Raw genomic sequence first — 25,737 nt, 5'->3', positions numbered from 1 at the left:
GGGGAACCCGTTCAGAATGCCTGCCGGACCCAGGTGTCGCTGAACAGCAGCCTGTAGGCCCAGCCGATCGTGACATTGGCGGCGACCGGGCGCGAATGGGCGAGGTAATCGTCATAGACCGGCTTCATGCTGCGGTAGAAAGCCGGATCGAGCACGACCATGCCGTTCTCTGAGTCATGGAAGAAGCTGCGGTTGTTGAGGTTGACCGAGGAGATGGCGACCAGCCTTTCGTCGATCATCATGATCTTGGAATGCAGCACGACATCCGGCGCCTTGAATTCGCGGATGTTGATGCGGTCGCCGTATTTCTCGACGAACAGCTTGTTGAGCGCGGTGAGGAACCGGCCGCCAATATCGCCCTTGAGATCGATGCGGCCGACGACATCGATCTTCACGCCCCTGGCCAGCGCCCGGTCGAAGGCCCGGGCGATATCGGGCGTCAGGTTGAGGTAGGGATTGACGATCTGGATGCGATGCTCGGCGGTGTCGATCAGCTCGACGAAATAGGCCTCCAGCGCGTGCCCGTCCTCGTAGGGCACGGAAATGAAATGCCGTGCCACGCCCTGCGGGGGGCGGCCGCCTGACGGCGCGGGAATGGAAAACGGCCGCGACAGGTTGGTGTCGGCGTCGCGCAGCCAGATGGTCGACAGATGCGCTGCCAGCGTCTCGACGGTCGCCTGGTCGGCGATCTCGATGTCGAAGTCGCTCCAGTTGGAATAGTAGTTCAGTGAGAAGCCATCGGTCTTGCCGTATTGCTCCAGGTCCGGATAGGGGGTCAGGTCGACCGGCTTGTGGAACAGAAAGCCGTCATGGATGTTGCGGCCGCCGATGATGACGCGCGAGCGTCCAGGCTCTTGCGCGAGCGTCGCCAGCATCTTGATGTGATGGGTCTTGTGCAGCTGTGAGATCTGTTCGTCGAATGGCGCGCCGTGATCGGCCTGCCAGCGATATTCCTGCAATTCGACATTGGGGAATTCGGATGCCAGCCGGTGCAGCATGGCGTCGTCCTTCTCCCGCTCCAGCACATCGGTCACCAGGATGCGCACCTTGGTGCCAAGTGCTGCGTGATGGCGGATCAATCGCTCCATGACGCGGCCGGAGAAATCCGCTTTGAACTCCAGCGACGACAGATAGATCAGCCTGAGGTTCGGGGCGTTTGAGAAATCGAGCGGCAGCTCGGGATCCGCCTTGTCGAAGGCGCTGTCCGGCAGCGTCCTGCCGAGCAGGGCCTCGACCTTGGCGTTGAAGCCGTCGCGCGATTTGCGCAGCAGGGTCGGGGATTCCAGCGGCAGCGCGCAGGTCTGCGACAGCCAGCGGCTTGCATAAAAGACGCGGTCGAGTTCCTCCATCCCAGCCGGGTCGGGCACCGGGCAGCGGTCGTAGCGGCTGTCGAGCGCCGCGATCCAGGGATCGGCGGTCTCCTCGCGCAGCAGGGTCAGCGGCGCGCCGGCCGGCGCCAGGGCGGAGCCGATGCGCAAATCGCAGCGGCTGAGCGCCTGGTCCGGAAACAGGCTGACGGATGTTTCGGCGACCGGCAGGTTCAGATGGAATGGTGAAGCCCTGGCGACGGTAGTGGATCGGCCCGATGCGCGGATCGCGAGCGCGCCGTTGCAGGTGCCGCTGATATCGACAGGCTGCTGCCCCGCCTGGCGCAGCACGATCTCGACCGAGCGCGCCTGCAGGCCGGAGAAGCTGAAGGTCTTGGGCGCCGAGGGCCGCGCGGCGGCATCGAGATAGAGGGTCTGCCGCGACATGCGCCAACGGCCAGTGAAATGACCTTCGCCCGGCTTGCCATGCGCCGGTGCCAGCTCAGTGTCGTCGAGCGGTTTCGCCAACCGTTGCAGCGCCTCGTAGGTCGCGTGGAAGCTGCTGTTCTGGACATCGCGCCAGTCGCGGCCGAAGCGGCCGGTGCCGTTGGCGCGGTCGAGCGCATCGACGCGGCTTTGGGCGAGCAGCGCCTGGAACTGCATGTCATAGACGCTGTCGCCATCGCCCGCGAAGTAATGCGCCGTGGCTATCTCGGCGCCGGTGCTATCCGCCGAGACGGGCAGGTTGCCGCAGGCGTCGTCGCCCGGAAAGAAGGCGCAGGCCGAATTTCCAGGCCTGCCGACGCAGCCGGCCAGACCTGCAAGCGCCAGTCCAAGCAGCGCCTTGGCGACGGCTGGCCCGACACTCATCCGGTCGCTCCGTTCATGGCCTTGAGCTCAGCCGGGTCGCGCGGCGGCATGAAGCCTTGCGGAAAGATCCTGCAAACGGGAAACGCGAAGGTGGCGATCAGCAATTCGGCCTCGCCGCGCATCTTGCGCGGCGCCGTCCGGTCGTCACGAATCTTCCTCGCGGAGGCGACCAGCGCGCCGTCGCAGTCGCAATGGTCGTGCCGGGCAATGTAGCAGGCGTCATGGATTTTGCAGGCGGCATCGAGACGGTCGACCGGCCTTGCCGAGAGATCGCCGGTGCGCGTGCCCGGGCCGCAATAATTGCCGATGACGAAAGGCGAGGGGCGCGACAAAACATAGCGGATCGGCTTCGGCAGGTCCGCTTCAGGAACCTTCGTCCAGGGATTGGCGCAGTCCGACAGAAACAGCAGCGGCAGAATGGCAAGAACGGCTCGCATGTTTCCGCCGGCGTTCCGAAAGGTTGTCCCCCCGCGCTCTGTCATGGCATGGCAAGCGCGCGGCTGCCACACTGGCCGAATTTGTGGCGGAGGCAAGGCGGCAACGACCAACTGCCTGTGATAAGACCGGCTGCAGCGAGGGATTTTGGGATGCGTCTGTTTCTTTTGGCGACCGCGTATCTGGTCGGCGCTTCGCTTGGATCGTGTTCTAGACAAAAAGGCCCCGTTCCCGCTCCACCGCCCTGGTGATGAAGTTGGCGACGAGCTGGACGCGGCGCAGCGGTCTCACCGATTCATGATAGACCAGCCAGTAGGCGCGGCGGATGGGTGCCACGATGTCGACGGGCACAAGCTCGGGCATCGAGCGGGCGACGAAAGTGTGCAGGATGCCGATGCCGGCGCCGGAGCGCACCGCTTCGGCCTGTCCCAGCGCCGAGGAGATGGCGAAGCTGGTGCGCCAGTCAGGGCTGAACTCGGCGGCATAGTCGAGCGAGGGGCTGACGATGAGGTCCGGCACATAGCCGATCAGCGTATGCCGGCCGAGCTCGGCCGGCGCTTTGGGCAGGCCGTTGGCTTCGGCATAGGCGCGGGACGCGAACAGGCCGAGCGTGTAGTCGACCAGCTTGCCCGCCACCAGCCTGCCCTCGGTCGGCCGCTCGACGGTGATCGCGATATCGGCCTCGCGCCGCGACAAAGAGAAGGAGCGCGGCACCGGCACCAGCTGGATGGTGAGCTCGCGATGCAGCGCGGTGAGCTCGCCGAGCCGCTTTGCCAGAAAAGCGACGCCAAAGCCGTCGGGCGCGCCGATGCGCACCGTGCCTGAGACATCGTCGCCCTCGCCGGCAATCGTCGCGCGCGCGGCGATCATGTCGCCTTCCATGCGCTCGGCTATGTCGAGGAAGCGCTCGCCGGCCGGCGTCAATTCGCTGCCGGTGGTCAGGCGGCGGAAAAGCTTTGTTCTCAGCGCCTCCTCGAGCGCGGCGACACGGCGCGAGACCGTCGCGTGATTGAGCTCCAGGCGTTTCGCCGCGCCAAGGATCTGGCCGGCGCGCGCCACGGCGAGAAAGATGCGGACGTCATCCCAGTTCATGGGGGTGGTCCGCATTGGTGACGGGCGTCGCGTTCCCGCCCACCCCCCCCTGTCCTGCCGGACATCTCCCCCGCAAGGGGGGAGATTGGCACCTTCCTTGACGGCGCCTCTTCTCAAGCGCTGGTGATTGGCGAAAGCTGGCGTGACGTCTGATCTCCCCCCTTGCGGGGGAGATGGCCGGCAGGCCAGAGGGGGGTGTGAAGAAACGCAAGCCTCAGCGCTTTCAGCAATCCATCATTTGCGACAATTAATGCACACTCCCTCATCGTTGTCTATTTTCCGCACAACGGTTGCGATCTTCCTCGCGTTGCCATCGCCGCCGCAAAGGCGGACAATGAGATCATCACCAAGACAGGGAGAGAAAGCATGATCGAATACGGTCATTTCATCGGCGGCAAGCATGTCGCCGGCACCAGCGGCCGCAAGCAGGATGTGATGCAGCCGATGGACGGCTCCGTGCGCGGCACGGTGGCTCTGGCCTCGCAGGCGGAACTTCGCGCCGCGGTCGAGAACGCCAAGGCGGCGCAGCCCAAGTGGGCGGCCACCAACCCGCAGCGCCGCGTGCGCGTGCTGATGAAGTTTCTCGAGCTGGTCGCCCGCGACTATGACGAACTGGCCGACATCCTGGCGCGCGAGCATGGCAAGACGATCGCCGACGCCAAGGGCGACATCCAGCGCGGCCTAGAAGTGGTCGAGGTCTGCATCGGCGCTCCGCATATGATGAAGGGCGAGTTCACCGATGGCGCCGGCCCCGGCATCGACGTCTATTCGATGCGCCAGCCGCTCGGCGTCGTCGCCGGCATCACACCATTCAACTTCCCGGCCATGATCCCGCTGTGGAAGATCGCGCCGGCCATCGCCTGCGGCAACGCCTTCATCCTGAAGCCGTCGGAGCGCGATCCGGGCGTGCCGATCCGCATCGCAGAATTGTTCATCGAGGCCGGCTTGCCGGCCGGTATCCTCAATGTCGTCAACGGCGACAAGGAAGTCGTCGACGCCATCCTCGACGATCCGGACATCAAGGCCATTGGCTTCGTCGGCTCGACGCCGATCGCCCACTACATCTATTCGCGCGGCACCGCGGCGGGAAAACGCGTGCAGTGCTTCGGCGGCGCCAAGAACCACATGATCATCATGCCCGACGCCGATATGGACCAGACGGTCGACGCGCTGATCGGCGCCGGCTACGGCTCGGCCGGCGAGCGCTGCATGGCGATCTCCGTGGCCGTGCCGGTCGGCAACGACACCGCCAACCGGCTGATGGAAAAGCTGGTGCCGCGCGTCGAAAGCCTGAAGGTCGGTCCGTCGACGGATTCTGCCGCGGATTTCGGTCCGCTGGTGACGGCGCAGGCGCTGGAGCGCGTAAAGGGCTACGTCGATATCGGCGTCAAGGAAGGCGCCAAGCTCGTCGTCGACGGCCGCGGCTTCAAGATGCAGGGCTATGAGAACGGCTATTATATGGGCGGCTGCCTGTTCGACAATGTCACGGCCGACATGCGCATCTACAAGGAAGAAATCTTCGGGCCGGTGCTCTCGGTGGTGCGCGCGCCGCGCTACGAGGATGCCATCAAGCTCGCCAACGATCACGAGATGGGCAATGGTGTCGCCATCTTCACCCGCGACGGCGACGCCGCGCGCGACTTCGCCAGCCGCGTCCAGGTCGGCATGGTCGGCGTCAACGTGCCGATCCCGGTTCCGATCGCCTACTACACCTTCGGCGGCTGGAAGGCGTCGTCCTTCGGCGACCTCAACCAGCACGGCCCGGACGCCTTCCGCTTCTACACCAAGACCAAGACCGTCACTTCGCGCTGGCCGTCCGGCATCAAGGACGGCGCCGAGTTCGTCATCCCGACGATGAATTGACCGGACGGTTTCTTGGTTGCGCGTCCTCGCCGCGTTGTGTCTGCGGGCGCGCGGCGAGCATCAAGGACGGTGCGGAATTCGTCATCCCGACGATGAACTGACCGGACGGTTTCTTGGTTGCTCGTCCTCGCCGCGTTGCGTCTGTGGGCGCGCGGCGAGCATCAAGGACGGCGCCGAGTTCGTCATCCCGACGATGAATTGACCGGACGGTTTCTTGGTTGCGCGTCCTCGCCGCGTTGCGTCTGTGGGCGCGCGGCGAGCATCAAGGACGGCGCCGAGTTCGTCATCCCGACGATGAACTGACCGGACGGTCCCCTAAACCGAAATCAAGGAAGCGCGGTGCAAACCGCGCTTCTTTTTGTATGGGTGCCGGGGAATGCCACGGCTTTCGTCCGCCCAGCCATGCACGGTCCAGTTCGCACCACCAAGGCGAAGCGCAACTTCAGGTGCATTAATTCCCGACACATCGCGCTCGGCGAGCATCTGCATCTTCTAATAATTCCATCGCCGTGTGATGGAACCAACAGACCACCATCCGCCTTAGGCTGTATTCCTGCCATGCGTGCAGGCAGTCAAACAGCGCCGGTGGCAGCCGGGGTTCTCGTCTGGCGCAAGGAGGTGTCGGATGACACGATTTCTCATGGCGACAATGTTGGTTGCAGCGGCTGTGACTAGCGGAGCCGCGCCGGCGAACGCGGCCGCGCAATGCGCGGCGCGCGCCGATATCATCAAGGCGCTGGGTGCCAAGTTCCACGAAAGCGAGGCCGGACGCGGCCTGATCAATCCGAACGTCGTGCTCGAGATCTTTGTGTCCGACCAGGGAAGCTGGACTGTGCTTGCCTCCGATACCAAAGGCCAGAGCTGCGTTCTGTCCGTCGGCGAGGGCTGGGACAGCCCGACGATCACGGCAGCCATGCCGGGTGCCTGAACTGCCAGGGAACCGAGCTGAGCGCCGCCATGGCTCTCACGGTCGAGCACCGGGTTGCACCGAGGCGCTTTCCGCGGCACCGCTTGTTTACGGGGCGAAGCTTCACCATATCGAATCCAGGGAGTCATAATCTCCCTGGGACAGACCGGAAACCAGAAGGAGCGACGTGATGAAGACGTCCAATCCGGCCTGGAGCCTTCCGGCATACTGAGGCGGCCGAATGTGCCTCCCTTGCCGGAATGCGAAGGCGAAGGAGGTGCCCCATGGCACGCGAATTTTCGTTTCGATGGGTCAAGCTTGCGGCCGTTGGCGCCATGATCGCACTGCCGGCAGTTCCGGCGCGGGCGCAAGTCATCTGCGGCGGCCATGACTATCTGGTCGCGAGGCTGGCGGAGGCATTCGAGGAGAAGCGGCTCGGCTACGGCGTGGCCGGACAAGCCGCCATCTTCGAAGTGTTCGTCTCGGCAAGCGGAACCTGGACCATCCTGATGACCGACGTCAAAGACCAGAGCTGCATCCTGGCGGCCGGCGAGGGCTGGGAAGATACTCGGGCCACCGCGGTCGGGCAGCCGGGCGGCTGAATGCGACGAGGCAGAACGCTGAACGGCTCATCGCGTGGCGGCCACCTCGGCGTGGCCGCGCAGCAGCGCCATCAATTTCTTGGCGTCCTTGGCAGCACCTTCCTCGTCGCCGTCGAGGATGGAACGGATCAGCGCGACGTGATGCTCGGCCGATTCGGCAAGCCCGGTGTCGGCTTTGTAGCGATACCAGAAGCGGCGGCTGTGCGTCTGCAAGGGGGCGGCCACACGCGCCGCGAACGGGTTGTCGGCGGCGATCGCGAGCGCTTCGTCGAGCGCCTTGTCGGCCTGGATGAAAGCAAGCACGTTGCCGGAGATCACCGCCTTCTGCATGGCCAAAGCCGCCTCGTGGAACAGGTCGGCGGCCTCGCGGGTGACGAAGCGGGCGGCCGAGCGGGCGAGCACCACCTCGATGCCGCGCCTGGCATCCAGCACCCGCAGCCAGTCGCCGGCGTGAAGCGGCGCGACCGCGATGCCGGCACGCGGCCTGATATCCAGCAGACCTTCCCAGGCGAGCCGCTGGATCGCCTCACGCACGGGGGTGCGTCCGAGACCCAGCCGCTCGATCAGCGCACCTTCGGTGACGAAGCTCGATGGCGCCAGCTCGAGCGTGACGATCATGTGCTCCAGCGCGCGATAGGCCTTGGTCGCCGCCGGCTCGAAGGTCGCGTTCGTCTCGATGGATATCAGTGGGGAGATCAACGGCAGGCTCCTGATATATTTTTCATATATCATAACGGATTCAGCGTTGACACGCCAACCCTTAATAGATATACGGCTGATATATCAGAGGAGAGATGGCCATGTGGACCGGAGTTTTCCCCGCAGTCACGACCAAATTCACCGCCGACGACCGCCTCGACCATGCCGAGATGGAGCGCTGCTACGGGCTGCAGATGGAGGCCGGCTGCGACGGCATCATCGTCTGCGGTTCGCTCGGCGAAGGGCCGATGCTGTCGCATGACGAGAAGATCGAGGTGCTGAAGACGGCGCAGAAAGTCGCCGGCAAGAAGCCGGTGCTTTTGACCGTCAACGAGCCCGGCACCCGCGAGGCGGCAAGCATCGCGAAGCGCGCCGCCAAGGAAGGCGCCGATGGCCTCATGGTGGTGCCGAGCCCGATCTACCACACCAATCCCGAAGAGACGGTCGCCGCTCTTCGCGCGGTCGCGCAAGCCGCCGACCTGCCGGTGATGATCTATTCCAACCGGCTGGCCTATCGCGTCGACGTCACCGTCGAGCTGATGGAGGAGCTGGCCTCGGACAATCGCTTCGTCGCCATCAAGGAATCTTCCGACGACATCCGCCGCTCGACCGAGATCATCAACCGGTTCGGCGACCGCTACGACCTCTTCACCGGCGTCGACAACCTCGCCTTCGAGGCGCTGTCGGTCGGCGCCATCGGCTGGGTGGCCGGCCTGGTCACCGCCTTCCCGCGCGAGACGGTCGCGATCTATCAGCTGATGAAGCAGGGCCGCCGCGAAGAGGCGCTGGCAATCTACCGCTGGTTCCGGCCGTTGCTCGACCTCGATGTGTCCACTTATCTGGTCCAAAACATCAAGCTTGCCGAAGTGCTGGCGATTGGTACCAATGACCGCGTGCGCATGCCGCGCCAGCCGCTCTCCGGCGAACGCCGCAGGGCAGTGGAGAAGATCATCCAGGATGCGCTGGCGGTGCGCCCGACGCTGCCGTCGTTCCAGAGTTCTCCTCGATCGACGGAGAAGATGGTGGCGGCCGAATAAGGGACAGCATTCGCGTGCAGCAAGATTCCGAGGAGGGGCGCCGCCCCTCATCCATCCTTCGGGCACCTTCTCCGCGTGAGCGGGGAGAGGGAGAAGACATCGCCATCATCGGTGGCGGCATCATCGGTATCTGCGCTGCGACCCTGCTCTCGGAGGCGGGGCGCAGCGTCACCGTCTTCGACCGCACCGGCATCTGCGAGGAAACGAGCTCCGGCAATGCCGCCGCCTTTGCCTTCACCGATGTGCTGCCCCTGGCGCATAAGGGCATGGTGAAGCAATTGCCGAAATGGCTCGCCGATCCGCTCGGACCTTTGACCATCCCGCCGGCCTATCTGCCCAAACTGCTGCCCTGGCTGATCCGCTTCTGGCGGGCGGGTGCGCCGGAGCATTACCAGGCGAGCCTCGCCACGCAGGCCGGTATGATGAGATTGGCCGAAGCCGAATGGATGGGCCTGCTCGACCGCTCCGGCACGCGGCCGATGCTGCATGAGGACGGCTCGCTGGAGCTTTATGAAAGCGAGGCCGAGTTTCGCGCCTCGCTGTCGGGTTGGGCGGCGCGCGAGCGCTTCGGGATCGGTTTTCGCCATGTCGAGGGCGAAGAGATAGCGGCGCTGCAGCCGGGTCTGGCGCAGCGCTTCGTCAAGGGCACCTTCGTGCCGGGCTGGAAAACGGTCGCCGACCCCAAGCTGCTCGGCAAGGCGGTCTGGGCCTATGCGGAAAAACTCGGTGCCCGTTTCGAGCATGCGCGGGTCGAGCGCATAGAAGCGGATGCAAAGGGCGCCACGATCGTTCTGGCCGACGGGACCAGGCGGACGGCAAAAAAGCTTCTGATCGCCGCGGGCGCCTGGTCGCATCTCCTGGCAGGGAATCTCGGCGACCGCATCCCTCTCGAAACCGAGCGCGGCTACAACACGACCCTGCCGGTTTCCGCCTTCGACGTGAAGCGGCAGCTGATCTTTTCCGGGCATGGCTTCGTCATCACGCCGCTGGAAACGGGCGTGCGCGTCGGCGGCGCCGTGGAACTCGGCGGCATCGACCGGCCGCCGAATTTCGCGCGCTCGAAGGCGATGCTGGAAAAGGCAAAACGTTTCCTGCCGGGACTCGATCCGTCAGGCGGCCGCGAGTGGATGGGCTATCGCCCGTCGCTGCCGGATTCGCTGCCGGTGATCGGCGCGGCGCGCGCGCCGAATGTCTTCTACGCGTTCGGTCACGGCCATCTCGGACTGACCCAGGCGGCGGCGACCGGCCGCTTGATCCGCGATCTCGTTCTCGGGCAGACTCCGCCGCTCGATCTCATCCCATTCCGCGCACAACGGTTCTGACAGTCTAGGAAGCATCATGGCCAAGAAATCCTTCTTCTGCATCGACGGCCACACCTGCGGCAATCCGGTGCGTCTTGTCGCCGGCGGCGGGCCTTTGCTCGAAGGCTCGACGATGATGGAGCGGCGGGCGCATTTCCTCGCCGAGTATGACTGGATCCGCACCGGGCTGATGTTCGAGCCGCGCGGCCATGACGTGATGTCGGGCTCGATCCTCTATGCGCCGACACGCGAGGACTGCGACATCGCTATCCTGTTCATCGAGACATCGGGCTGCTTGCCGATGTGCGGCCATGGCACGATCGGCACGGTGACTTTTGCCATCGAGCACGGGCTGGTGAAGCCGAAGACGCCGGGTGTGCTGCGGCTCGACACGCCAGCCGGCCTGGTCATCGCCGAATACAAACAGGTCGGCGAATATGTCGAGGAGGTGCGTATCACCAATGTGCCGTCCTTCCTCTACGCCGAAGGCCTGACGGTGGAATGCCCGGTGCTCGGCGAGATCAGCGTCGACGTCGCCTATGGCGGCAATTTCTACGCCATCGTCGAGCCGCAGAAGAATTACCAGGACATGGCCGATCATTCGGCGGGCGACCTCATTGCCTGGAGCCCGTTGGTGCGGCAGCGCCTCAACGAGAAATATTCCTTCGTCCATCCGGAGAACGCCGGCATCAACCGGCTGTCGCACATGCTGTGGACCGGCAAGCCCCGGCATGCCGAGGCCGATGCCCGCAACGCTGTCTTCTACGGCGACAAGGCGATCGATCGCAGCCCTTGCGGCACCGGCACCTCGGCTCGCATGGCGCAGCTCCACGCCAAGGGCAAGCTCAAGGCCGGCGACAGCTTCGTGCATGAATCGATCATCGGGTCGCTGTTCAGGGGCAGGGTCGAAAAAGAGGTCAGCGTGGCGGGCAAGCCGGCGATTATCCCTTCGATCGGCGGCTGGGCGCGCATGACCGGATTGAACACCATCTTCATCGACGATCGTGATCCGTTCGCGCACGGATTCATTGTCACATAAGCGTCACGGCCTCACGCGGGGGAGGTTGTTCCGGGTAGAACGGGCCACCTCGGTTAACGCAAGGAATCTCCTCATCAACTTATTTTGACGCTGATTCCTTCGACAGGAGGCTCATCATAAGGTTGAATCGTCAAAGACATTGCGTTGTGCCAATGGTAGGGTCCGCGATAGTCCAGAGGTCGGGTGCGAAAAAACGGGCAATCGGGCGGCGTGCTTCCAAACCACGCGGAGCGATTGAAAAATCACGTTGCAATCCGGGCTCGAAACTTTACGACTAGGGGAAATACGAAAAGGAATGCGTCCGCAAAGGCGACATTCCAGGGGAGCCGCGTAAATATGCAGTACTTCGTCCAGCAGCTTATCAACGGGCTGACGCTGGGATCTATCTATGGGCTGATCGCGATCGGCTACACGATGGTCTACGGCATCATCGGCATGATCAATTTCGCCCATGGCGACATTTTCATGGTCGGCGCCTTCACCGCGCTCATCGTCTTCCTGATCCTCGGCGCGCTGTTCTATTCGGTGCCGGTGGTGGTGGCGCTTCTGATCATGATGATCGTGGCGATGCTTCTCACCAGTCTCTACAACTGGACGATCGAGAAGGTGGCCTACCGGCCGCTGCGCGGCTCGTTCCGGCTGGCGCCGCTGATCACCGCCATCGGCATGTCGATCGCGCTCTCCAACTTCGTGCAAGTCACGCAAGGGCCGCGCAACAAGCCGATCCCGCCGATGGTCAGCCAGGTCTACACGATCGACGGCATCAGCATCTCGCTGAAGCAGATCATCATCGTGCTTGTGACGGCGGCTCTGCTGGTGCTCTTCTGGTACCTCGTCAACAGAACGGCGCTTGGCCGCGCCCAGCGCGCCTGCGAGCAGGACCGCAAGATGGCCGCGCTGCTCGGTATCGATGTCGACCGCACCATCTCCATTACCTTCATCATGGGCGCAGCACTTGCCGCTGTCGCCGGCACGCTCTTCCTGATGTATTACGGCGTCGTGGTGTTCTCCGACGGCTTCGTGCCGGGCGTGAAGGCCTTTACGGCGGCCGTGCTCGGCGGCATCGGCTCGCTGCCTGGCGCCGTGCTCGGCGGACTGCTCATCGGCTTCATCGAGAGCATGTGGTCGGCGTATTTCTCCATCGACTACAAGGATGTCGCTGCCTTCTCGATCCTGGCGATCGTGCTGATCTTCCTGCCCTCCGGCATCCTGGGCCGGCCTGAAGTCGAAAAGGTCTGATCCTCATGGCCGCTACAACGTCCTCGGAGCGCGACACCGTCGCTACTCCCATGCAGCGCGCTTTTCGCGAAGCCCTCTATGCCGGCGCCATCTCGCTTGGCCTGTTCGTGCTGTTCGTCGGCCTGAGGACCGACCAGAACATCAGCAACGAATTGATCCTGGTGAAGCGCTGGGGCCTGCTCGCCCTTGTGGTCGGCCTCGTTGCCGTAGGCCGTTTCCTCTATGTCGCCTACGCGGTTCCGGCGATGGAACGGTCCAAGGCCGAAAAGGCAAAAGCGCCGGCGGTGGCTGTGACGGAGCCTGGCTTCGTGCGCCGCAACTTCAACAAGATCGGCGTCGGCGTGCTGTTGCTGTACCCGGTGGCAATCGTGCTTCTGGTAGGGTTCCAGGGCTCGCTGAAATGGGTCGACAATTTCGGCATCCAGATCCTGATCTATGTGATGCTGGCCTGGGGCCTGAACATCGTGGTCGGTCTGGCCGGCCTGCTCGATCTCGGCTACGTCGCCTTCTACGCGGTCGGCGCCTATGCATACGCGTTGCTCGGCACACATTTCGGCCTGTCGTTCTGGATCCTTTTGCCGGCCGCCGGCTGCATGGCCGCCTTCTGGGGCGTCATGCTCGGCTTCCCGGTGCTGAGGCTGCGCGGCGACTATCTTGCGATCGTAACGCTGGCCTTCGGCGAGATCATCCGCCTCGTGCTGATCAACTGGCGCGAGGTGACCAACGGCTCGGCCGGTGTTTCCGGTATCCCGAAAGTGTCGTTCTTCGGCCTGATGTCGTTCAACGTCTCGGACCCGAATTATATTGCCAAGGTGCTGGGCATCGCCCAGTCGGGCGCCTATTACAAGATCTTCCTCTACTACCTGATCCTGGGGCTCTGCTTCCTCACCGCCTTCGTTACCATCAGGCTTCGCCGGTTGCCCGTCGGCCGTGCCTGGGAAGCGCTGCGCGAGGACGAGATCGCCTGCCGCTCGCTCGGCATCAACACCACCACCACCAAGCTGACGGCGTTCGCCACCGGCGCCATGTTCGGCGGTTTCGCCGGCTCGTTCTTCGCTGCCCGGCAAGGCTTCGTCAGCCCTGAATCCTTCGTCTTCCTGGAATCGGCGATCATCCTTGCCATCGTCGTGCTGGGCGGCATGGGCTCGCTCGGCGGCATCGCGGTGGCGGCGCTGGTAATGATCGGCGGCACCGAAATCCTGCGCGAGCTCGACTTCCTCAAAGCCGTGTTCGGTCCCGATTTCACCCCTGAACTCTACCGCATGCTGCTCTTCGGCATGGCCATGGTGATCGTCATGCTGTGGAAGCCGCGCGGCTTCGTCGGCAGTCGTGAGCCGACAGCCTTCCTGAAGGAGCGAAGAGCGGTCTCAAGCTCCTTCACCAAGGAGGGCCACGGCTGATGAACGCGACCCCTTCCTCGAAAGACTTCATCCTGCAGGTCGAACACCTGTCGATGAAGTTCGGCGGTCTGGTCGCCATCGGCGACCTGTCCTTCCAGGCCACGCGCGGCGAGATCACCGCGCTGATCGGCCCGAACGGCGCCGGCAAGACGACGGTGTTCAATTGCATCACCGGCTTCTACAAGCCCACCGAGGGCATGATCACGCTGAACAAAAGCGACGGCTCGACCTATCTGCTTGAGCGCCTGCCCAACCACGAGATCCCGGCGCGCGCCAATGTGGCGCGCACCTTCCAGAACATCCGCCTGTTCTCTGGCATGACGCTGCTCGAAAACCTGCTGGTCGCCCAGCACAACAAGCTGATGAAGGCCTCGGGCTACACCTTCCTCGGCCTGTTCGGCTTCCCGAGCTATCGCCAGGCCTCGGCCGAATCGATCGATCTCGCCAGGCACTGGCTGGAGAAAGCCGACCTTGTCGACCGCGCCGACGATCCGGCGGGCGACCTGCCCTATGGCGCGCAGCGGCGACTGGAAATCGCGCGCGCCATGTGCACGGGGCCGGAGCTTCTGTGCCTCGACGAGCCGGCCGCCGGCCTCAATCCGAAGGAATCGGCGGCGCTCAACGAGCTGTTGATGGGCATCAAGAGCACCGGTACCTCGATCCTGCTCATCGAGCACGACATGTCGGTGGTGATGAAGATTTCCGACCATGTCGTCGTGCTCGAATACGGCCGCAAGATCTCCGACGGCAACCCGCAATCGGTCAGGACGGATCCGCGCGTCATCGCCGCCTATCTCGGCGTCGACGACGAGGAGGTCGAGACGGTGCTGACCGAAGTCGGCGACGAGGATGTCATCGAGCAGCTCGATACGGGCCCCGATTCCGCGCATGGCCCAGCCAACTCCGCGTCAATGATGGCGGGGCCGGTTTCCGATACCGTCGAACACGCGGATGAGGGCGAGCGGGTCACGGTGTCCAAGGGCGCCTCGAAAGCGGCGCAGGTAGATGCCCGCGCGGCATCGATCGCCAGCAAGCCGGCGGCAAAAGCTTCGGCGAAGAAGGCAACCGGCAAGGCGCCGGCGAAAGCCGTAGGCATCTCCAATCGCCTCGACGCGCCGCGCGGCGGCAAGGCGGACAGCCTGATCCGCATCAAGGGAATCGGTCCGGTCAACGAGCGGAAGCTGAACGAGCACGGTATCTTCCACTTCGACCAGATCGCCGCCTGGAAGAAGGCGGACATCGAAGCGGCGGAAGCCTATCTCGCGTTCGACGGGCGCATCGCCCGCGAGGACTGGATCGGCCAGGCGAAGACGCTGGCGAAGGAAGTGGCGGCCAAGCCCGCGACGCGTGGAGGGCGTAAATAATGGCCGGCGCAACGCTGCTCGACATCAAGGGCGTCGAGACCTACTACGGCAACATCAGGGCGCTGAACGGCGTCAATGTCAGCGTCAACCAGGGTGAGGTCGTGGCACTTATCGGCGCCAACGGCGCCGGCAAGTCGACATTGATGATGACCATTTTCGGCGCGCCGCGCGCTCGCGCCGGCACCATCACCTTCGCCGGCACCGACATCACCCAGATGCCGACGCACGAGATCGCCCGCCTGCGCATCGCCCAGTCGCCGGAAGGACGCCGCATCTTTCCGCGCATGACGGTGATGGAGAACCTGCAGATGGGCGCCAGCCTCGACAACCTCCAGCACTATGCCGAGGACGTCGAAAAGGTGTTCACGCTGTTTCCGCGGCTGAAGGAGCGCATCGGCCAGCGCGGCGGCACGCTGTCGGGCGGCGAGCAGCAGATGCTGTCCATCGGGCGCGCGCTGATGGCCCGGCCGAAGCTGCTGTTGCTGGACGAGCCGTCGCTGGGGCTCGCGCCGCTGATCGTCAAGCAGATCTTCGACGCCATCCGTGAGCTCAACAGGACGCAGGGGCTGACCGTGTTCCTGGTCGAGCAGAACGCCTTCGGCGCGCTCAAGCTCGCCACGCGGGGCTATGTCATGGTCAATGGCAATGTGACGATGAGCGGCACCGGCAAGGAGTTGCTCGCCAATCCGGAAGTGCGCGCCGCCTATCTCGAAGGCGGACATCACTGAGAGAGGACTTCACCATGCAAGGTATTCTCTACGAAGAAGCCTCGATCTGGCATTTTCTGTTCGTCACCGGGCTGCTTGGCGGCGGGGCGGCATGGATGACCGGCAAGGCGGCGGCGCAGACCTGGAGCAGCCATGTGCGGCTGTTCTTCTTCATGCTCGGCCTCGGCATCGGCATCCGGTTCATCCATCACGCTTTGTTCGACGGCACGATGTTCTCGCTGCATTACTATGTCGTCGACACCATCGTGCTGATGATCCTTGGCTTTCTCGGCTATCAATACACGCGCACCAACCAGATGGTCACACAGTATAACTGGCTCTACGAAAGAGCTTCCTTATTAAGCTGGAAGCCGAAAGGTTGACCGTTCACCATTGCGCCGTTTCGGGGATGAATCGGCGTGACAAGTGCCTGAAAATCGGCATTCTATGCTTTCTGCGATAAGGGTGGGCATCGCATGAAAGTATCATCCACGCCCACTCCGTAAATGGGAGCGTTTCAATGAAAAAATCACTCTTGTCCGCCGTTGCGCTGACCGCGTTCATCGCGTTCAGCGGCAGCGCGTGGGCTGCGGATATCCTGATCGGCGTCGCCGGTCCGATCACCGGACCGAATGCCGCCTTCGGCGCACAGTTGCAGAAGGGCGCGGAACAGGCTGTCGCCGACATCAATGCGGCGGGCGGCGTCAAGGGCCAGCAGCTCAAGATCGAGATCGGCGACGACGTCTCCGATCCCAAGCAGGGCATCTCGGTCGCCAACAAGTTCGTCGCCGACGGCGTCAAGTTCGTCGACGGCCACTTCAATTCGGGCGTGACCATTCCGGCTTCGGAAGTCTATGCCGAAAACGGCATCCTCGTCATGACGCCGTCGGCAACCAATCCGAAGCTCACCGAGCGCGGCCTGTGGAACACCTTCCGCACCTGCGGTCGCGACGACCAGCAGGGCAAGGTGGCCGGCGACTACATCGCCAAGAACTTCAAGGACGCCAAGATCGCCATCGTCCACGACAAGACGCCTTACGGGCAGGGCCTTGCCGACGAGACCAAGAAGAACCTCAACGCCGACGGCATCAAGGAAGTGATGTATGAAGGCATCAATGTCGGCGACAAGGACTTCTCGGCCCTCATCGCCAAGATGAAGGAAAACAACGTCAACCTAATCTACTGGGGCGGCCTGCACACCGAAGCCGGCCTGATCATCCGTCAGACGGCCGACCAGGGCTTGAAGGCGCCGATGTTCTCGGGCGATGGCATCGTCTCCAACGAACTGGCCTCGATCGCCGGCGACGCCGTTGCCGGCACGCTCAACACCTTCGCTCCGGATCCGCGCAAGAACCCGGACGCCAAGGCAGTCGTGGAGAAGTTCCGGGCCGCCGGCTTCGAGCCGGAAGCCTACACGCTCTACTCCTATGCCGCCGTTCAGATCATCGCCCAGGCCATCGCCAAGGTCGGTTCGGCCGACGATGCGCAGAAGGTTGCCGCAGTGATCAAGTCCGGCGGTCCGTGGAAGACGGTTATTGGCGAGATCGGCTACGACGCCAAGGGCGACATCACCCGTCCGGACTACGTCATCTACGAATGGAAGAAGGGTGACGACGGCAAGTACAGCTATTTCGAGAAATAAGCCGGCAAATTCAAGCCGACTTTCTATGGGATGCCCGGCGCTTGCGCCGGGCATTTTTATTTGCGGGTTTGCGGCCGGCAGGGGGACTTCGCGTTGCGCCTTGGACGGCCCTCCCGCCACCTACCGATGGCGTTGGAAGAACAGAAGCGGCGTGTTTGGCGCAAACAAACGATTTAAATCGTTTTAGATGTCGTGCAAATTCGTTTGCACTGCAGCATTTTCACGCTAATCATTGCGCCGGTTCAACGTCCTTCCGCTGCTGGAGCCCAGTCCTTGGCAATCACGAAGATCCTCGTCGCCAACCGGTCCGAAATCGCCATCCGCGTGTTCCGCGCGGCCAACGAGCTCGGCCTCAAAACCGTGGCGATCTGGGCGGAGGAGGACAAGTATTCGCTGCACCGCTTCAAAGCCGACGAAAGCTACCAGGTCGGCCGCGGACCGCATCTTGCCAAGGATATGGGTCCGATCGAAAGCTATCTGTCGATCGAGGAGGTGATCCGGGTCGCCAGATTGTCCGGCGCCGACGCCATCCACCCCGGCTACGGCCTGCTGTCGGAAAGCCCGGAATTCGCCGAGGCGTGCGCCGAGGCCGGCATCACCTTCATCGGTCCGAAGCCGGAGACGATGCGCAGGCTGGGCAACAAGGTCGCCGCGCGCAACCTGGCGATCGAGGTCGGCGTGCCGGTAGTGCCTGCGACCGATCCACTGCCGGACGACATGGACGAGGTCAAGAAGCTGGCCAAGGAGGTCGGCTATCCGGTGATGCTCAAGGCCTCGTGGGGCGGCGGCGGTCGCGGCATGCGCGCCATCCGCGCCGAGGCCGATCTCGCGCGCGAGGTGATGGAAGGCAAGCGCGAGGCGAAAGCCGCCTTCGGCAAGGACGAGGTCTATCTCGAAAAGCTGATCGAACGCGCCCGCCATGTCGAGGTCCAGGTGCTCGGCGACACGCACCGCAACGCGGTGCATCTGTTCGAGCGCGACTGCTCGATCCAGCGCCGCAACCAGAAGGTCGTGGAGCGCGCGCCGGCGCCGTATCTCAGCGAGGAGCTGCGCCAGGAGCTATGCGCCTATGCGCTCAAGATCGCGCGCGAGACCAGCTATATCGGCGCCGGCACGGTCGAATTCCTGCAGGACGCCGACACCGGCAAGTTCTACTTCATCGAGGTCAATCCGCGCATCCAGGTCGAGCACACCGTCACCGAGCAGGTGACCGGCATCGACATCGTCAAGGCGCAAATCCATATCCTCGACGGCTTCGCCATCGGCACGAAGGAATCGGGCGTGCCGGCGCAGAAGGACATCAGGCTCAACGGCCACGCCTTGCAGTGCCGCATCACCACCGAGGATCCGGAGCACAATTTCATCCCGGACTATGGCCGCATCACGGCCTATCGCGAGGCGGCCGGCTTCGGCATTCGCCTCGACGGCGGCACCGCCTATTCGGGCGCGGTCATCACCCGCTTCTACGATCCGCTGCTCGAAAAGGTGACAGCCTGGGCGCCGACACCCGGCGAGGCGATTTCGCGCATGAACCGGGCGCTGCGCGAGTTCCGCATCCGCGGCGTGGCCACCAACCTCACCTTCCTCGAAGCGATCATCAACCACCCGCGCTTCGCCGACAACTCCTATACGACCCGGTTCATCGACACGACGCCGGAACTGTTCGAGCAGGTGAAGCGGCAGGACCGCGCCACCAAGCTGCTCACCTATCTGGCCGATGTCAGCGTCAACGGCCACCCCGAGACGCGCGGCCGGCCGATGCCGAAGGCGAATTTGGCGGCTCCGGTCGTGCCTTACCTCAACGGGCATGTTCCGGATGGCAGCAAGCAGAGGCTCAACGCGCTCGGCCCGGAGAAATTCGCGATCTGGATGCGGGAGCAGCGCCAGGTGCTGGTCACCGACACGACGATGCGCGACGGCCACCAGTCGCTGCTTGCCACGCGCATGCGCACGCATGACATTGTCGGCATCGCCAGCACCTATGCACGGGCGCTGCCGCAGCTCCTGTCGCTGGAATGCTGGGGCGGCGCAACCTTCGACGTCGCCATGCGCTTCCTCACCGAGGATCCGTGGGAGCGGCTGAGCAAAGTGCGCGAGGCGGCGCCCAACCTTCTGCTGCAGATGCTGCTGCGCGGCGCCAACGGCGTTGGCTACACCAACTATCCCGACAATGTCGTCCAGCACTTCGTCCGCCAGGCAGCAAGCGGCGGAGTCGATCTGTTCCGCGTCTTCGACTGCCTGAACTGGGTCGAGAACATGCGCGTCGCCATGGACGCGGTCGGCGCCGAGGGCAAGCTGGTCGAAGCGGCGATGTGCTACACCGGCGACATCCTCGATCCGGCGCGGGCCAAATACGACCTCAACTATTATGTCGGGCTCGCCAAGGAGCTGGAAGCCGCCGGCGCGCACATCATCGCCGTCAAGGATATGGCCGGCCTTTTGAAGCCGGCCGCGGCGCGCGTGCTGTTCAAGGCGCTGCGCGAGGCGACCGACCTGCCGATCCATTTCCACACGCACGACACGTCGGGCCTCTCGGCGGCGACGGTGCTCGCGGCGGTGGAAAGCGGGGCCGACGCCATCGACGCCGCGATGGATTCCTTCTCCGGCAACACCTCGCAGCCCTGCCTGGGCTCGATCGTCGAGGCGCTGAAAGGCACCGAGCGCGACCCCGGTCTCGATCCGCAATGGATCCGCCGCATTTCCTTCTACTGGGAAGCGGTGCGCAACCAGTACGTCGCCTTCGAGAGCGACCTCAAGGGACCTGCCTCGGAAGTCTACCTGCACGAGATGCCGGGCGGCCAGTTCACCAACCTCAAGGAACAGGCGCGCTCGCTCGGCCTCGAGACGCGCTGGCACGAGGTCGCGCAGGCCTATCACGACGTCAATTTGATGTTCGGCGACATCGTCAAGGTGACGCCGTCGTCCAAGGTGGTCGGCGACATGGCGCTGATGATGATCAGCCAGGATCTGACCGTCGCCGATGTCGAGAACCCGGCCAAGGACATCGCCTTCCCGGACTCGGTCGTGTCGATGCTGCGCGGCGATCTCGGCCAGTCGCCTGGCGGCTGGCCAGCGGCGCTGCAGAAGAAGGCGCTGAAGGGCGAGAAGCCGATCACCGTGCGGCCGGGCTCGCTGCTGAAAGCAGCCGACCTGAAGGCCAGCCGCAAGGAGATCGAGGGCAAGCTCGATCGAAAGCTCTCGGAGTATGAATTCGCCTCATGGCTGATGTATCCGAAGGTGTTCACCGACTTCGCCGCCGCGCAGGAGACCTACGGGCCGGTGAGCGTGCTGCCGACGCCGACCTATTTCTACGGCATGAAGTCGGAAGACGAGATTTTCCTCGACATCGAGAAGGGCAAGACCCTGGTGGTTCGGTGCCAGGCGTTCGGCGATGTCGACGACAAGGGCATGGTCACCGTCTTCTTCGAGCTCAACGGCCAGCCGCGCCGCATCAAGGTGCCGGACAGGGCGCATGGCGCTTCGGCCGCCAAGGCGCGCCGCAAGGCCGAGCCCGGTAACGAGGCGCACGTCGGCGCACCGATGCCGGGCGTGGTGTCGGCGCTTGCCGTGGCGACCGGCCAGGCGGTCAAAGCGGGCGATGTGCTGTTGTCGATCGAGGCGATGAAGATGGAGACCGCGCTCCACGCCGAACGCGACGGCGAGATCGCCGAAGTGCTGGTCAAGGCCGGCGACCAGATCGATGCGAAGGATCTGCTCATCGCCTTCAGGTGACGAGCAAAGCGCGGCACGAAACGAACGGCTGGCAGCAGCCGTTCACAACGGCTCGATAGTATCTTGACCCGCCGCGCCCGCTCGGGCAGGGAACCCGCTCCAATTTGCCGTGGCGGGAATCGCCCTGGCTTCAAGAAGACGCGGAGAGAAAAATGGCCGACGAAATCACCGAGACCAGCCAGACTGTAGCCGCCGGCCAGCTGCGCACCATCATCGAGCGCATCGAGCGGCTCGAGGAAGAGAAGAAGACGATCTCCGACGACATCAAGGATGTCTATGCCGAGGCCAAGGGCACCGGCTTCGACACCAAGGCGATCCGCACCATCGTGCGGCTGCGCAAGAAGGACCAGGCCGAGCGCCAGGAAGAGGAGTCGATCCTCGACCTCTACAAGGCCGCTCTCGGCATGGCCTGAGGTTTCTGGCCGGAGCCCGGCCATGAACGAGTTCGACTTCGGCGGCCGCCGCGCTTCGGAGTTCCGCCAGCGCGGCTTCTGGGCGCTGTTTGCCGAGCGGCACCCGGAGGAACGGGCCAGGCTTGCACGACGCGGGCCTTGGTTCTGGCAGCGCGGAATGCCGGATTTCGCCCTGGTGCTTTCGATGTATGTCGCGCCGGCGCAGAACCATGTCGGCGTCTTCTTCGGGCGCAATGAAAAGTTCGGCGCTACGGAGTCATGGTCGCGGCTGAGGCCGTTCCAGCCTGCGATCGAGGCGAGGCTGGAGCTCAAGCCGGAGCAGTGCTGTGAGGGGCTGGGCATCAACTCGATGTGGCGGGTGAACTGCTACGCCGAGGATAACTGGCCTGCCATGGCCGACTGGCTGGTGACGGAGTGCTCGCGCTTCGAACAGGCGGTTCTTGCCGTGCTGGGCGAAGCCCGGCCGTAAAGCCGGGGCTTAAAGCGCGTCGCGCTGAACCGGATTCAGGCGACGCGCTTTTTAAGTCTTTGTTTTGATGCATGTCGTTGTCCCAGAACCGCTGCACACTTCCGGGCGACATGCATTAGCCCGGGGTCGGGGTTCAGTTTGCTCGCGGCTGGTCGCGGCCGATATCTTCGAGATGCTGCTGCAGCGCCATTTGATCGAGCGCGTGTATCGGCAGGTTCGTGAACAAGCCTATGCGATTGCTCATCATGCGATAGGCTTCGGCGAAGGCCAGATGCTGTTCGGCATCCGTGCCGCCGGCCTTGGACGGGTCCGGCACCGCCCAAAGTGCCGTCATCGGATGACCCGGCCATACCGGACAGTGTTCGTTGGCCGTGCTGTCGCAGAGCGTGAAGACGAAATCCATCTCCGGCGCGTCCGGTCCGGCGAATTCGTCCCAGCCTTTCGAGCGGGCGAAGGATGTATCGTAGTTCAGGCTTTCCAGGAGCTGCAGAGCGTAGGGATTGACGGTGCCCTTGGGGTTCGCACCGGCGGAATAAGCCTTGAAGCGGCCGGCGCCGAGCCGGTTGAGAATGGCTTCGCCCATGATCGAACGGGCCGAGTTGGCGTTGCAGAGAAAGAGAACATTGTAGACGTGACCGGTCATTCCGAATCCCTCCGTGTTTGCCATGCAAAAGACAGAATGCGATGCGGATCACAGATTTGTGATGGTACACGTTTTCGCGGTCGATTTCTGCACCTCCCGGCGTCCGATTTTGCGATTTCGTCGGCGCTTTTCGAGACTTCAGCGGTTGGCTACGAGGCCCGATTGATGGACAGCCCAGCTCCGGCAACGAACGAGAATACTGGCTTCTTCCGAACACGCTGGAGAGGTGAAGCGCCACTCGACCGGCTGTTCTGGCGCGACATGCTGCTGGTCGGGACAATCTTGAGCATCGCTTCTTCGGCGCTGGCGTTGATCCTGCTGGGATTTAAGCTGCCGCTCTGGCTGGTGCTGACGGTGCATTTCCTGCCGGTGCCCTACAACATCTTCCTGACTATCGCCGTCTGGCGGACGGCTGAGAAGGCCGGCGGTTTCACGGCACAGCTGATGATGCTGGGTTCCGCGCTCTGGTTGATCGCAACGGCTGTCGTCTGAGGAGCTACTCTATTGAACAATTCCTGACGGAAACCGCGTCACACTTTTCCTGGAATTGCTCCACGCGAAATAGGGCGGCCGAAGCCGCCCTTTGCAAAGTCATATCCGAGATAGTTCAGGCCGCAGGCTCGAAGCGCAACGCCACGCCATTGATGCAATAGCGCAGGCCCGTCGGCGGCGGGCCGTCCTCGAAGACATGGCCGAGATGGCTGCCGCAGCGAGAGCAGTGGCATTCGGTGCGGACCATGCCGTAGCTGCGATCGACGGTGGTATCGATCGACCCCGGAACCGGATCGTTGAAGCTCGGCCAGCCGGTGCCGCTCTCGAACTTGAGCTTGGATTCGAACAGCGGCTGGTCGCAGCCGACGCAGAAGAAGGTGCCGGCGCGCTTCTCATAGAGCAGGGCGCAGCTGCCGGGGCGCTCGGTGCCGTGGTTGCGCATCACGGCATATTGCTCCGGCGTCAGCCGGGCGCGCCACTCGGCATCGGTGCGGGTGACGGGATAGGCGTGGGTGTCCATGAAATCTCCTCGGCCTTGGCGGCTCGTTGTTGGTTGCAAGCTATATTCGCACCAACATAGGTATTTGTTACAGGCCTGCCCAGCCAGACTCGTTCGCTAGTGCTTGCGCGATAACTGCCTAGTCGCCGCTTCGAGCCCGGCAAGCGTCAGCGGGAACATGCGGCCGCCGAAGATGTCGCTGATCAACTGGATCGAATGCGTATAGCGCCAGTTCTTTTCAGCTTCCGGATTCAGCCAGATCGCATTCGGCCATTGCTGCAACAGGCGCGCCAGCCAGACGCTGCCGGCCTCAGGATTCCAGTGCTCGACCGAGCCGCCGGTATGGGCGATCTCGTAAGGGCTCATCGAGGCATCGCCGACGACGATCACCTTATAGTCCGGCCCGTATTTGTGGATGAGGTCGAAAGTCGGGATCGTCTCGGCAAGCCGCCGTCGATTGTCCTTCCAGACGCGCTCGTAGAGGCAGTTGTGGAAGTAGAAATATTCGAGCTGGCGGAATTCGGCGCGCGCGGCCGAGAACAGTTCCTCGACGCCGCGGATATGGTCGTCCATCGAGCCGCCGACATCGAAAAACATCAGCAACTTCACGGCATTGCGCCGCTCGGGCCGGGTTTTCACGTCGAGATAGCCGTGCTCGGCGGTAGCATGGATGGTGCCGGGCAGGTCGAACTCCTCCTCGGCGCCCTCGCGCACCCAGCGGCGCAGCCGCTTCAGCGCCACCTTGATGTTGCGGGTGCCGAGCTCGACCGTATCGTCGAAATTCTTGAACTCGCGCCTTTCCCAGACTTTCACCGCGCGGCGATGCCGGCTCTCGTGCTGGCCGATGCGAACGCCTTCCGGGTTGTAGCCATAGGCGCCGAAGGGCGAGGTGCCGCCGGTTCCGATCCATTTCGAGCCGCCCTGGTGGCGGCCCTTCTGCTCCTCGAGCCGCTTCTTCAGCGCCTCCATCAGCTTGTCGAAGCCGCCAAGCGCCTCGACCAGCTTTTTCTCCTCCTCGGTCAGGTGCCTTTCGGCGAGCCGGCGCAGCCATTCCTCCGGTACATCAGTGACATCGACGGCATCTTGCCCGCCAAGCGCCTCGACGCCCTTGAAGACATGCGCGAACACCTGGTCGAAACGGTCGATGTGGCGCTCATCCTTCACCAGGGTCGCGCGCGCGAGGTAATAAAAACCCTCGACGTCATAGTCGACGAGCCCGGCTTCCAGCCCCTCCAGCAGTGACAGATATTCCCTGAGCGAGACGGGAACGCGCGCTGCCTTCAGTTCGAGGAAGAAGGGGAGGAACATGGCAGGATTGCTATCGGTGCCCTTCGATCTTCTCTCTTGCAGCGCTTGCTATGAAGGCGGAGCGGGTGAGGCCGCGCCGGCTGGCTTCCTCGTCGATCGCAGCCAGAAGGCCGGCATCGAGGGATAGGTTGGCCCGTACGGGCCGGCCGGAATCGATCAATACCGGAATCATCACGGCGGACTCCCCGGCGGAGCTGTCGATCTCACCCTGCCTCAGCAGTTCGGCGATCGTATTCGGTACAGGCAATGGCAGACGTTTCGCCAGGCGTGCTTCGACCCATTCACGGACGGCGGACGTCGCATCTGCGATGGCCTCTTCGGGGTTTTTGCCGCCGCCGTGACAACCGGCAAGATCAGGGACCCGTACCCCCCAGGTATCGTCGGCGCCGTCGAGAATTCCGACATAATGTGCCATCCGTTCGATCCTCAAATCCATCCAGCCATCCGGGCGATCGACCGGGCAACGCCGGGGGATTGCTCACGATGTCGCGGCACTACGAGCATCACCTCGGGCTTGTCCGGATGCTCGTACTTGTCATGCTTGCCGCCGCCGACACTTACCCAACCGTCTCGCAAGAGCCTCGCTATGATCTTGCGTGTGTTGGTCTCGATCAGCGGCATCGGCAAACTCGGACCTGCGCAATATATTGCGCAATAAGCGTTATTTCAACTGCGTG

The 25,737-nt window shown here is 63.6% G+C and carries 27 protein-coding genes; 17 read left to right on the top strand and 10 right to left on the bottom strand.

Annotated elements, in window-relative coordinates:
• Nucleotides 1-11 precede the first annotated feature (11 nt).
• The 3 genes from ACWGS9_RS19080 to ACWGS9_RS19070 all read right to left on the bottom strand — a co-directional run bounded on the left by ACWGS9_RS19080 (nt 12) and on the right by ACWGS9_RS19070 (nt 3,704).
• Nucleotides 12-2,177, bottom strand: coding sequence for a phospholipase D-like domain-containing protein (locus ACWGS9_RS19080; protein ID WP_454506696.1), 2,166 nt, complete (start codon nt 2,175-2,177; stop codon nt 12-14).
• Nucleotides 2,174-2,614 (bottom strand): hypothetical protein, encoded by a 441-nt coding sequence (locus ACWGS9_RS19075; protein WP_454506695.1) that lies wholly within the window; start codon nt 2,612-2,614, stop codon nt 2,174-2,176. The genes ACWGS9_RS19080 and ACWGS9_RS19075 overlap by 4 nt, the downstream gene beginning before the upstream one ends.
• 208 nt (nt 2,615-2,822) lie before the next feature.
• On the bottom strand, nt 2,823-3,704 hold the full coding sequence (locus ACWGS9_RS19070; RefSeq protein ID WP_454506694.1) for a LysR family transcriptional regulator: 882 nt from the start codon (nt 3,702-3,704) through the stop codon (nt 2,823-2,825).
• Between the two features lie 366 nt (nt 3,705-4,070).
• On the opposite strand from ACWGS9_RS19070, the gene ACWGS9_RS19065 reads away from it, so the two are divergent.
• A complete protein-coding gene (locus tag ACWGS9_RS19065) occupies nt 4,071-5,567 on the top strand; it encodes a CoA-acylating methylmalonate-semialdehyde dehydrogenase (protein ID WP_454506693.1) in 1,497 nt (498 codons plus the stop codon).
• Nucleotides 5,568-5,684: 117 nt separating this feature from the next.
• Entirely contained in the window at nt 5,685-5,870 is a 186-nt protein-coding gene (locus ACWGS9_RS19060; protein WP_454506692.1) for a hypothetical protein, read from the top strand.
• A 12-nt stretch (nt 5,871-5,882) separates the two neighbouring features.
• On the opposite strand, the gene ACWGS9_RS19055 is transcribed toward ACWGS9_RS19060, so the two are convergent.
• Nucleotides 5,883-6,056: a hypothetical protein gene (locus ACWGS9_RS19055; protein WP_454506691.1), complete on the bottom strand. Its 174-nt coding sequence runs from the start codon at nt 6,054-6,056 to the stop codon at nt 5,883-5,885.
• 136 nt (nt 6,057-6,192) lie between these two features.
• Between ACWGS9_RS19055 and ACWGS9_RS19050 the strand changes: the two genes are divergently transcribed.
• A complete protein-coding gene (locus ACWGS9_RS19050; RefSeq protein ID WP_454506690.1) occupies nt 6,193-6,495 on the top strand; it encodes a hypothetical protein in 303 nt (100 codons plus the stop codon).
• 263 nt (nt 6,496-6,758) lie between these two features.
• Nucleotides 6,759-7,076 carry a hypothetical protein gene (locus ACWGS9_RS19045; protein ID WP_454506689.1) on the top strand — a complete coding sequence of 106 codons (318 nt, stop codon included), beginning with the start codon at nt 6,759-6,761 and terminating at the stop codon, nt 7,074-7,076.
• Nucleotides 7,077-7,103: 27 nt separating this feature from the next.
• Here the strand turns inward: ACWGS9_RS19045 and ACWGS9_RS19040 are convergent, their stop codons facing one another.
• The gene (locus ACWGS9_RS19040) at nt 7,104-7,808 is read right to left on the bottom strand and encodes a GntR family transcriptional regulator (RefSeq protein WP_454506688.1); all 705 of its coding nucleotides are present in this window, start codon (nt 7,806-7,808) and stop codon (nt 7,104-7,106) included.
• Between the two features lie 68 nt (nt 7,809-7,876).
• Between ACWGS9_RS19040 and ACWGS9_RS19035 the strand changes: the two genes are divergently transcribed.
• The 12 genes from ACWGS9_RS19035 to ACWGS9_RS18980 all read left to right on the top strand — a co-directional run bounded on the left by ACWGS9_RS19035 (nt 7,877) and on the right by ACWGS9_RS18980 (nt 22,118).
• Nucleotides 7,877-8,812 carry a dihydrodipicolinate synthase family protein gene (locus ACWGS9_RS19035; protein WP_454506687.1) on the top strand — a complete coding sequence of 312 codons (936 nt, stop codon included), beginning with the start codon at nt 7,877-7,879 and terminating at the stop codon, nt 8,810-8,812.
• Between the two features lie 53 nt (nt 8,813-8,865).
• Complete coding sequence (locus ACWGS9_RS19030; RefSeq protein WP_454506730.1) at nt 8,866-10,134, top strand: NAD(P)/FAD-dependent oxidoreductase; 1,269 nt, start codon at nt 8,866-8,868, stop codon at nt 10,132-10,134.
• 16 nt (nt 10,135-10,150) lie between these two features.
• On the top strand, nt 10,151-11,152 hold the full coding sequence (locus ACWGS9_RS19025; protein WP_454506686.1) for a 4-hydroxyproline epimerase: 1,002 nt from the start codon (nt 10,151-10,153) through the stop codon (nt 11,150-11,152).
• A 336-nt stretch (nt 11,153-11,488) separates the two neighbouring features.
• Nucleotides 11,489-12,391, top strand: a complete 903-nt coding sequence (locus ACWGS9_RS19020) for a branched-chain amino acid ABC transporter permease (RefSeq protein ID WP_454506685.1) — start codon at nt 11,489-11,491, stop codon at nt 12,389-12,391.
• 5 nt (nt 12,392-12,396) lie between these two features.
• Entirely contained in the window at nt 12,397-13,791 is a 1,395-nt protein-coding gene (gene livM, locus ACWGS9_RS19015) for a high-affinity branched-chain amino acid ABC transporter permease LivM (RefSeq protein ID WP_454506684.1), read from the top strand.
• On the top strand, nt 13,791-15,155 hold the full coding sequence (locus ACWGS9_RS19010; RefSeq protein WP_454506683.1) for an ATP-binding cassette domain-containing protein: 1,365 nt from the start codon (nt 13,791-13,793) through the stop codon (nt 15,153-15,155). Before livM ends, ACWGS9_RS19010 begins: the two co-directional genes overlap by 1 nt.
• Nucleotides 15,155-15,883 carry an ABC transporter ATP-binding protein gene (locus tag ACWGS9_RS19005; RefSeq protein ID WP_454506682.1) on the top strand — a complete coding sequence of 243 codons (729 nt, stop codon included), beginning with the start codon at nt 15,155-15,157 and terminating at the stop codon, nt 15,881-15,883. The genes ACWGS9_RS19010 and ACWGS9_RS19005 overlap by 1 nt, the downstream gene beginning before the upstream one ends.
• Before the next feature lie 14 nt (nt 15,884-15,897).
• Nucleotides 15,898-16,245: a DUF6867 family protein gene (locus ACWGS9_RS19000; protein ID WP_320215149.1), complete on the top strand. Its 348-nt coding sequence runs from the start codon at nt 15,898-15,900 to the stop codon at nt 16,243-16,245.
• 137 nt (nt 16,246-16,382) lie between these two features.
• The gene (locus tag ACWGS9_RS18995; RefSeq protein ID WP_454506681.1) at nt 16,383-17,504 is read left to right on the top strand and encodes a branched-chain amino acid ABC transporter substrate-binding protein; all 1,122 of its coding nucleotides are present in this window, start codon (nt 16,383-16,385) and stop codon (nt 17,502-17,504) included.
• Nucleotides 17,505-17,777: 273 nt separating this feature from the next.
• Nucleotides 17,778-21,236, top strand: a complete 3,459-nt coding sequence (gene pyc, locus ACWGS9_RS18990) for a pyruvate carboxylase (protein ID WP_454506680.1) — start codon at nt 17,778-17,780, stop codon at nt 21,234-21,236.
• Between the two features lie 152 nt (nt 21,237-21,388).
• Entirely contained in the window at nt 21,389-21,649 is a 261-nt protein-coding gene (locus tag ACWGS9_RS18985) for a DUF2312 domain-containing protein (RefSeq protein WP_095767239.1), read from the top strand.
• Between the two features lie 22 nt (nt 21,650-21,671).
• Nucleotides 21,672-22,118, top strand: a complete 447-nt coding sequence (locus ACWGS9_RS18980; protein WP_454506679.1) for a hypothetical protein — start codon at nt 21,672-21,674, stop codon at nt 22,116-22,118.
• Between the two features lie 133 nt (nt 22,119-22,251).
• On the opposite strand, the gene ACWGS9_RS18975 is transcribed toward ACWGS9_RS18980, so the two are convergent.
• Nucleotides 22,252-22,761, bottom strand: coding sequence for an arsenate reductase ArsC (locus tag ACWGS9_RS18975; protein ID WP_454506678.1), 510 nt, complete (start codon nt 22,759-22,761; stop codon nt 22,252-22,254).
• A 165-nt stretch (nt 22,762-22,926) separates the two neighbouring features.
• On the opposite strand from ACWGS9_RS18975, the gene ACWGS9_RS18970 reads away from it, so the two are divergent.
• Nucleotides 22,927-23,253 carry a hypothetical protein gene (locus ACWGS9_RS18970; protein ID WP_454506677.1) on the top strand — a complete coding sequence of 109 codons (327 nt, stop codon included), beginning with the start codon at nt 22,927-22,929 and terminating at the stop codon, nt 23,251-23,253.
• 115 nt (nt 23,254-23,368) lie between these two features.
• Here ACWGS9_RS18970 and msrB read toward each other — a convergent pair whose 3' ends face one another.
• The 4 genes from msrB to ACWGS9_RS18950 form a co-directional block, all read right to left on the bottom strand.
• Nucleotides 23,369-23,773: a peptide-methionine (R)-S-oxide reductase MsrB gene (gene msrB / locus ACWGS9_RS18965; RefSeq protein ID WP_454506676.1), complete on the bottom strand. Its 405-nt coding sequence runs from the start codon at nt 23,771-23,773 to the stop codon at nt 23,369-23,371.
• A gap of 96 nt (nt 23,774-23,869) precedes the next feature.
• Entirely contained in the window at nt 23,870-25,060 is a 1,191-nt protein-coding gene (locus tag ACWGS9_RS18960; protein WP_454506675.1) for a vWA domain-containing protein, read from the bottom strand.
• Nucleotides 25,061-25,070: 10 nt separating this feature from the next.
• Nucleotides 25,071-25,496, bottom strand: coding sequence for a type II toxin-antitoxin system HicB family antitoxin (locus tag ACWGS9_RS18955; RefSeq protein ID WP_454506674.1), 426 nt, complete (start codon nt 25,494-25,496; stop codon nt 25,071-25,073).
• Entirely contained in the window at nt 25,487-25,681 is a 195-nt protein-coding gene (locus ACWGS9_RS18950; RefSeq protein WP_320215139.1) for a type II toxin-antitoxin system HicA family toxin, read from the bottom strand. Before ACWGS9_RS18950 ends, ACWGS9_RS18955 begins: the two co-directional genes overlap by 10 nt.
• Between the last annotated feature and the right edge of the window lie 56 nt (nt 25,682-25,737).

The organism is Mesorhizobium sp. Arg314 (genome assembly GCF_053714275.1).
The sequence above is the reverse complement of the archived record's forward strand: the minus strand, read 5'-3'. Positions and strand labels throughout refer to the sequence as shown.

What these genes read in the sequence shown, in the direction of transcription:
- ACWGS9_RS19040 (WP_454506688.1), bottom strand. Translation starts at nt 7,808, where the DNA reads ATGATATATGAAAAATATATCAGGAGCCTGCCGTTGATCTCCCCACTG.
- ACWGS9_RS18985 (WP_095767239.1), top strand. Translation starts at nt 21,389, where the DNA reads ATGGCCGACGAAATCACCGAGACCAGCCAGACTGTAGCCGCCGGCCAG.
- livM (WP_454506684.1), top strand. Translation starts at nt 12,397, where the DNA reads ATGGCCGCTACAACGTCCTCGGAGCGCGACACCGTCGCTACTCCCATG.
- ACWGS9_RS19080 (WP_454506696.1), bottom strand. Translation starts at nt 2,177, where the DNA reads ATGAGTGTCGGGCCAGCCGTCGCCAAGGCGCTGCTTGGACTGGCGCTT.
- ACWGS9_RS19045 (WP_454506689.1), top strand. Translation starts at nt 6,759, where the DNA reads ATGGCACGCGAATTTTCGTTTCGATGGGTCAAGCTTGCGGCCGTTGGC.
- ACWGS9_RS19070 (WP_454506694.1), bottom strand. Translation starts at nt 3,704, where the DNA reads ATGAACTGGGATGACGTCCGCATCTTTCTCGCCGTGGCGCGCGCCGGC.
- ACWGS9_RS18970 (WP_454506677.1), top strand. Translation starts at nt 22,927, where the DNA reads ATGGACAGCCCAGCTCCGGCAACGAACGAGAATACTGGCTTCTTCCGA.
- ACWGS9_RS18975 (WP_454506678.1), bottom strand. Translation starts at nt 22,761, where the DNA reads ATGACCGGTCACGTCTACAATGTTCTCTTTCTCTGCAACGCCAACTCG.
- ACWGS9_RS18980 (WP_454506679.1), top strand. Translation starts at nt 21,672, where the DNA reads ATGAACGAGTTCGACTTCGGCGGCCGCCGCGCTTCGGAGTTCCGCCAG.
- ACWGS9_RS19035 (WP_454506687.1), top strand. Translation starts at nt 7,877, where the DNA reads ATGTGGACCGGAGTTTTCCCCGCAGTCACGACCAAATTCACCGCCGAC.
- ACWGS9_RS19065 (WP_454506693.1), top strand. Translation starts at nt 4,071, where the DNA reads ATGATCGAATACGGTCATTTCATCGGCGGCAAGCATGTCGCCGGCACC.
- ACWGS9_RS19020 (WP_454506685.1), top strand. Translation starts at nt 11,489, where the DNA reads ATGCAGTACTTCGTCCAGCAGCTTATCAACGGGCTGACGCTGGGATCT.
- ACWGS9_RS19050 (WP_454506690.1), top strand. Translation starts at nt 6,193, where the DNA reads ATGACACGATTTCTCATGGCGACAATGTTGGTTGCAGCGGCTGTGACT.
- ACWGS9_RS18960 (WP_454506675.1), bottom strand. Translation starts at nt 25,060, where the DNA reads ATGTTCCTCCCCTTCTTCCTCGAACTGAAGGCAGCGCGCGTTCCCGTC.
- ACWGS9_RS18995 (WP_454506681.1), top strand. Translation starts at nt 16,383, where the DNA reads ATGAAAAAATCACTCTTGTCCGCCGTTGCGCTGACCGCGTTCATCGCG.
- ACWGS9_RS19010 (WP_454506683.1), top strand. Translation starts at nt 13,791, where the DNA reads ATGAACGCGACCCCTTCCTCGAAAGACTTCATCCTGCAGGTCGAACAC.
- ACWGS9_RS18950 (WP_320215139.1), bottom strand. Translation starts at nt 25,681, where the DNA reads ATGCCGCTGATCGAGACCAACACACGCAAGATCATAGCGAGGCTCTTG.
- ACWGS9_RS18955 (WP_454506674.1), bottom strand. Translation starts at nt 25,496, where the DNA reads ATGGATTTGAGGATCGAACGGATGGCACATTATGTCGGAATTCTCGAC.
- ACWGS9_RS19000 (WP_320215149.1), top strand. Translation starts at nt 15,898, where the DNA reads ATGCAAGGTATTCTCTACGAAGAAGCCTCGATCTGGCATTTTCTGTTC.
- ACWGS9_RS19005 (WP_454506682.1), top strand. Translation starts at nt 15,155, where the DNA reads ATGGCCGGCGCAACGCTGCTCGACATCAAGGGCGTCGAGACCTACTAC.
- ACWGS9_RS19025 (WP_454506686.1), top strand. Translation starts at nt 10,151, where the DNA reads ATGGCCAAGAAATCCTTCTTCTGCATCGACGGCCACACCTGCGGCAAT.
- ACWGS9_RS19055 (WP_454506691.1), bottom strand. Translation starts at nt 6,056, where the DNA reads ATGCAGATGCTCGCCGAGCGCGATGTGTCGGGAATTAATGCACCTGAA.
- msrB (WP_454506676.1), bottom strand. Translation starts at nt 23,773, where the DNA reads ATGGACACCCACGCCTATCCCGTCACCCGCACCGATGCCGAGTGGCGC.
- ACWGS9_RS19075 (WP_454506695.1), bottom strand. Translation starts at nt 2,614, where the DNA reads ATGCGAGCCGTTCTTGCCATTCTGCCGCTGCTGTTTCTGTCGGACTGC.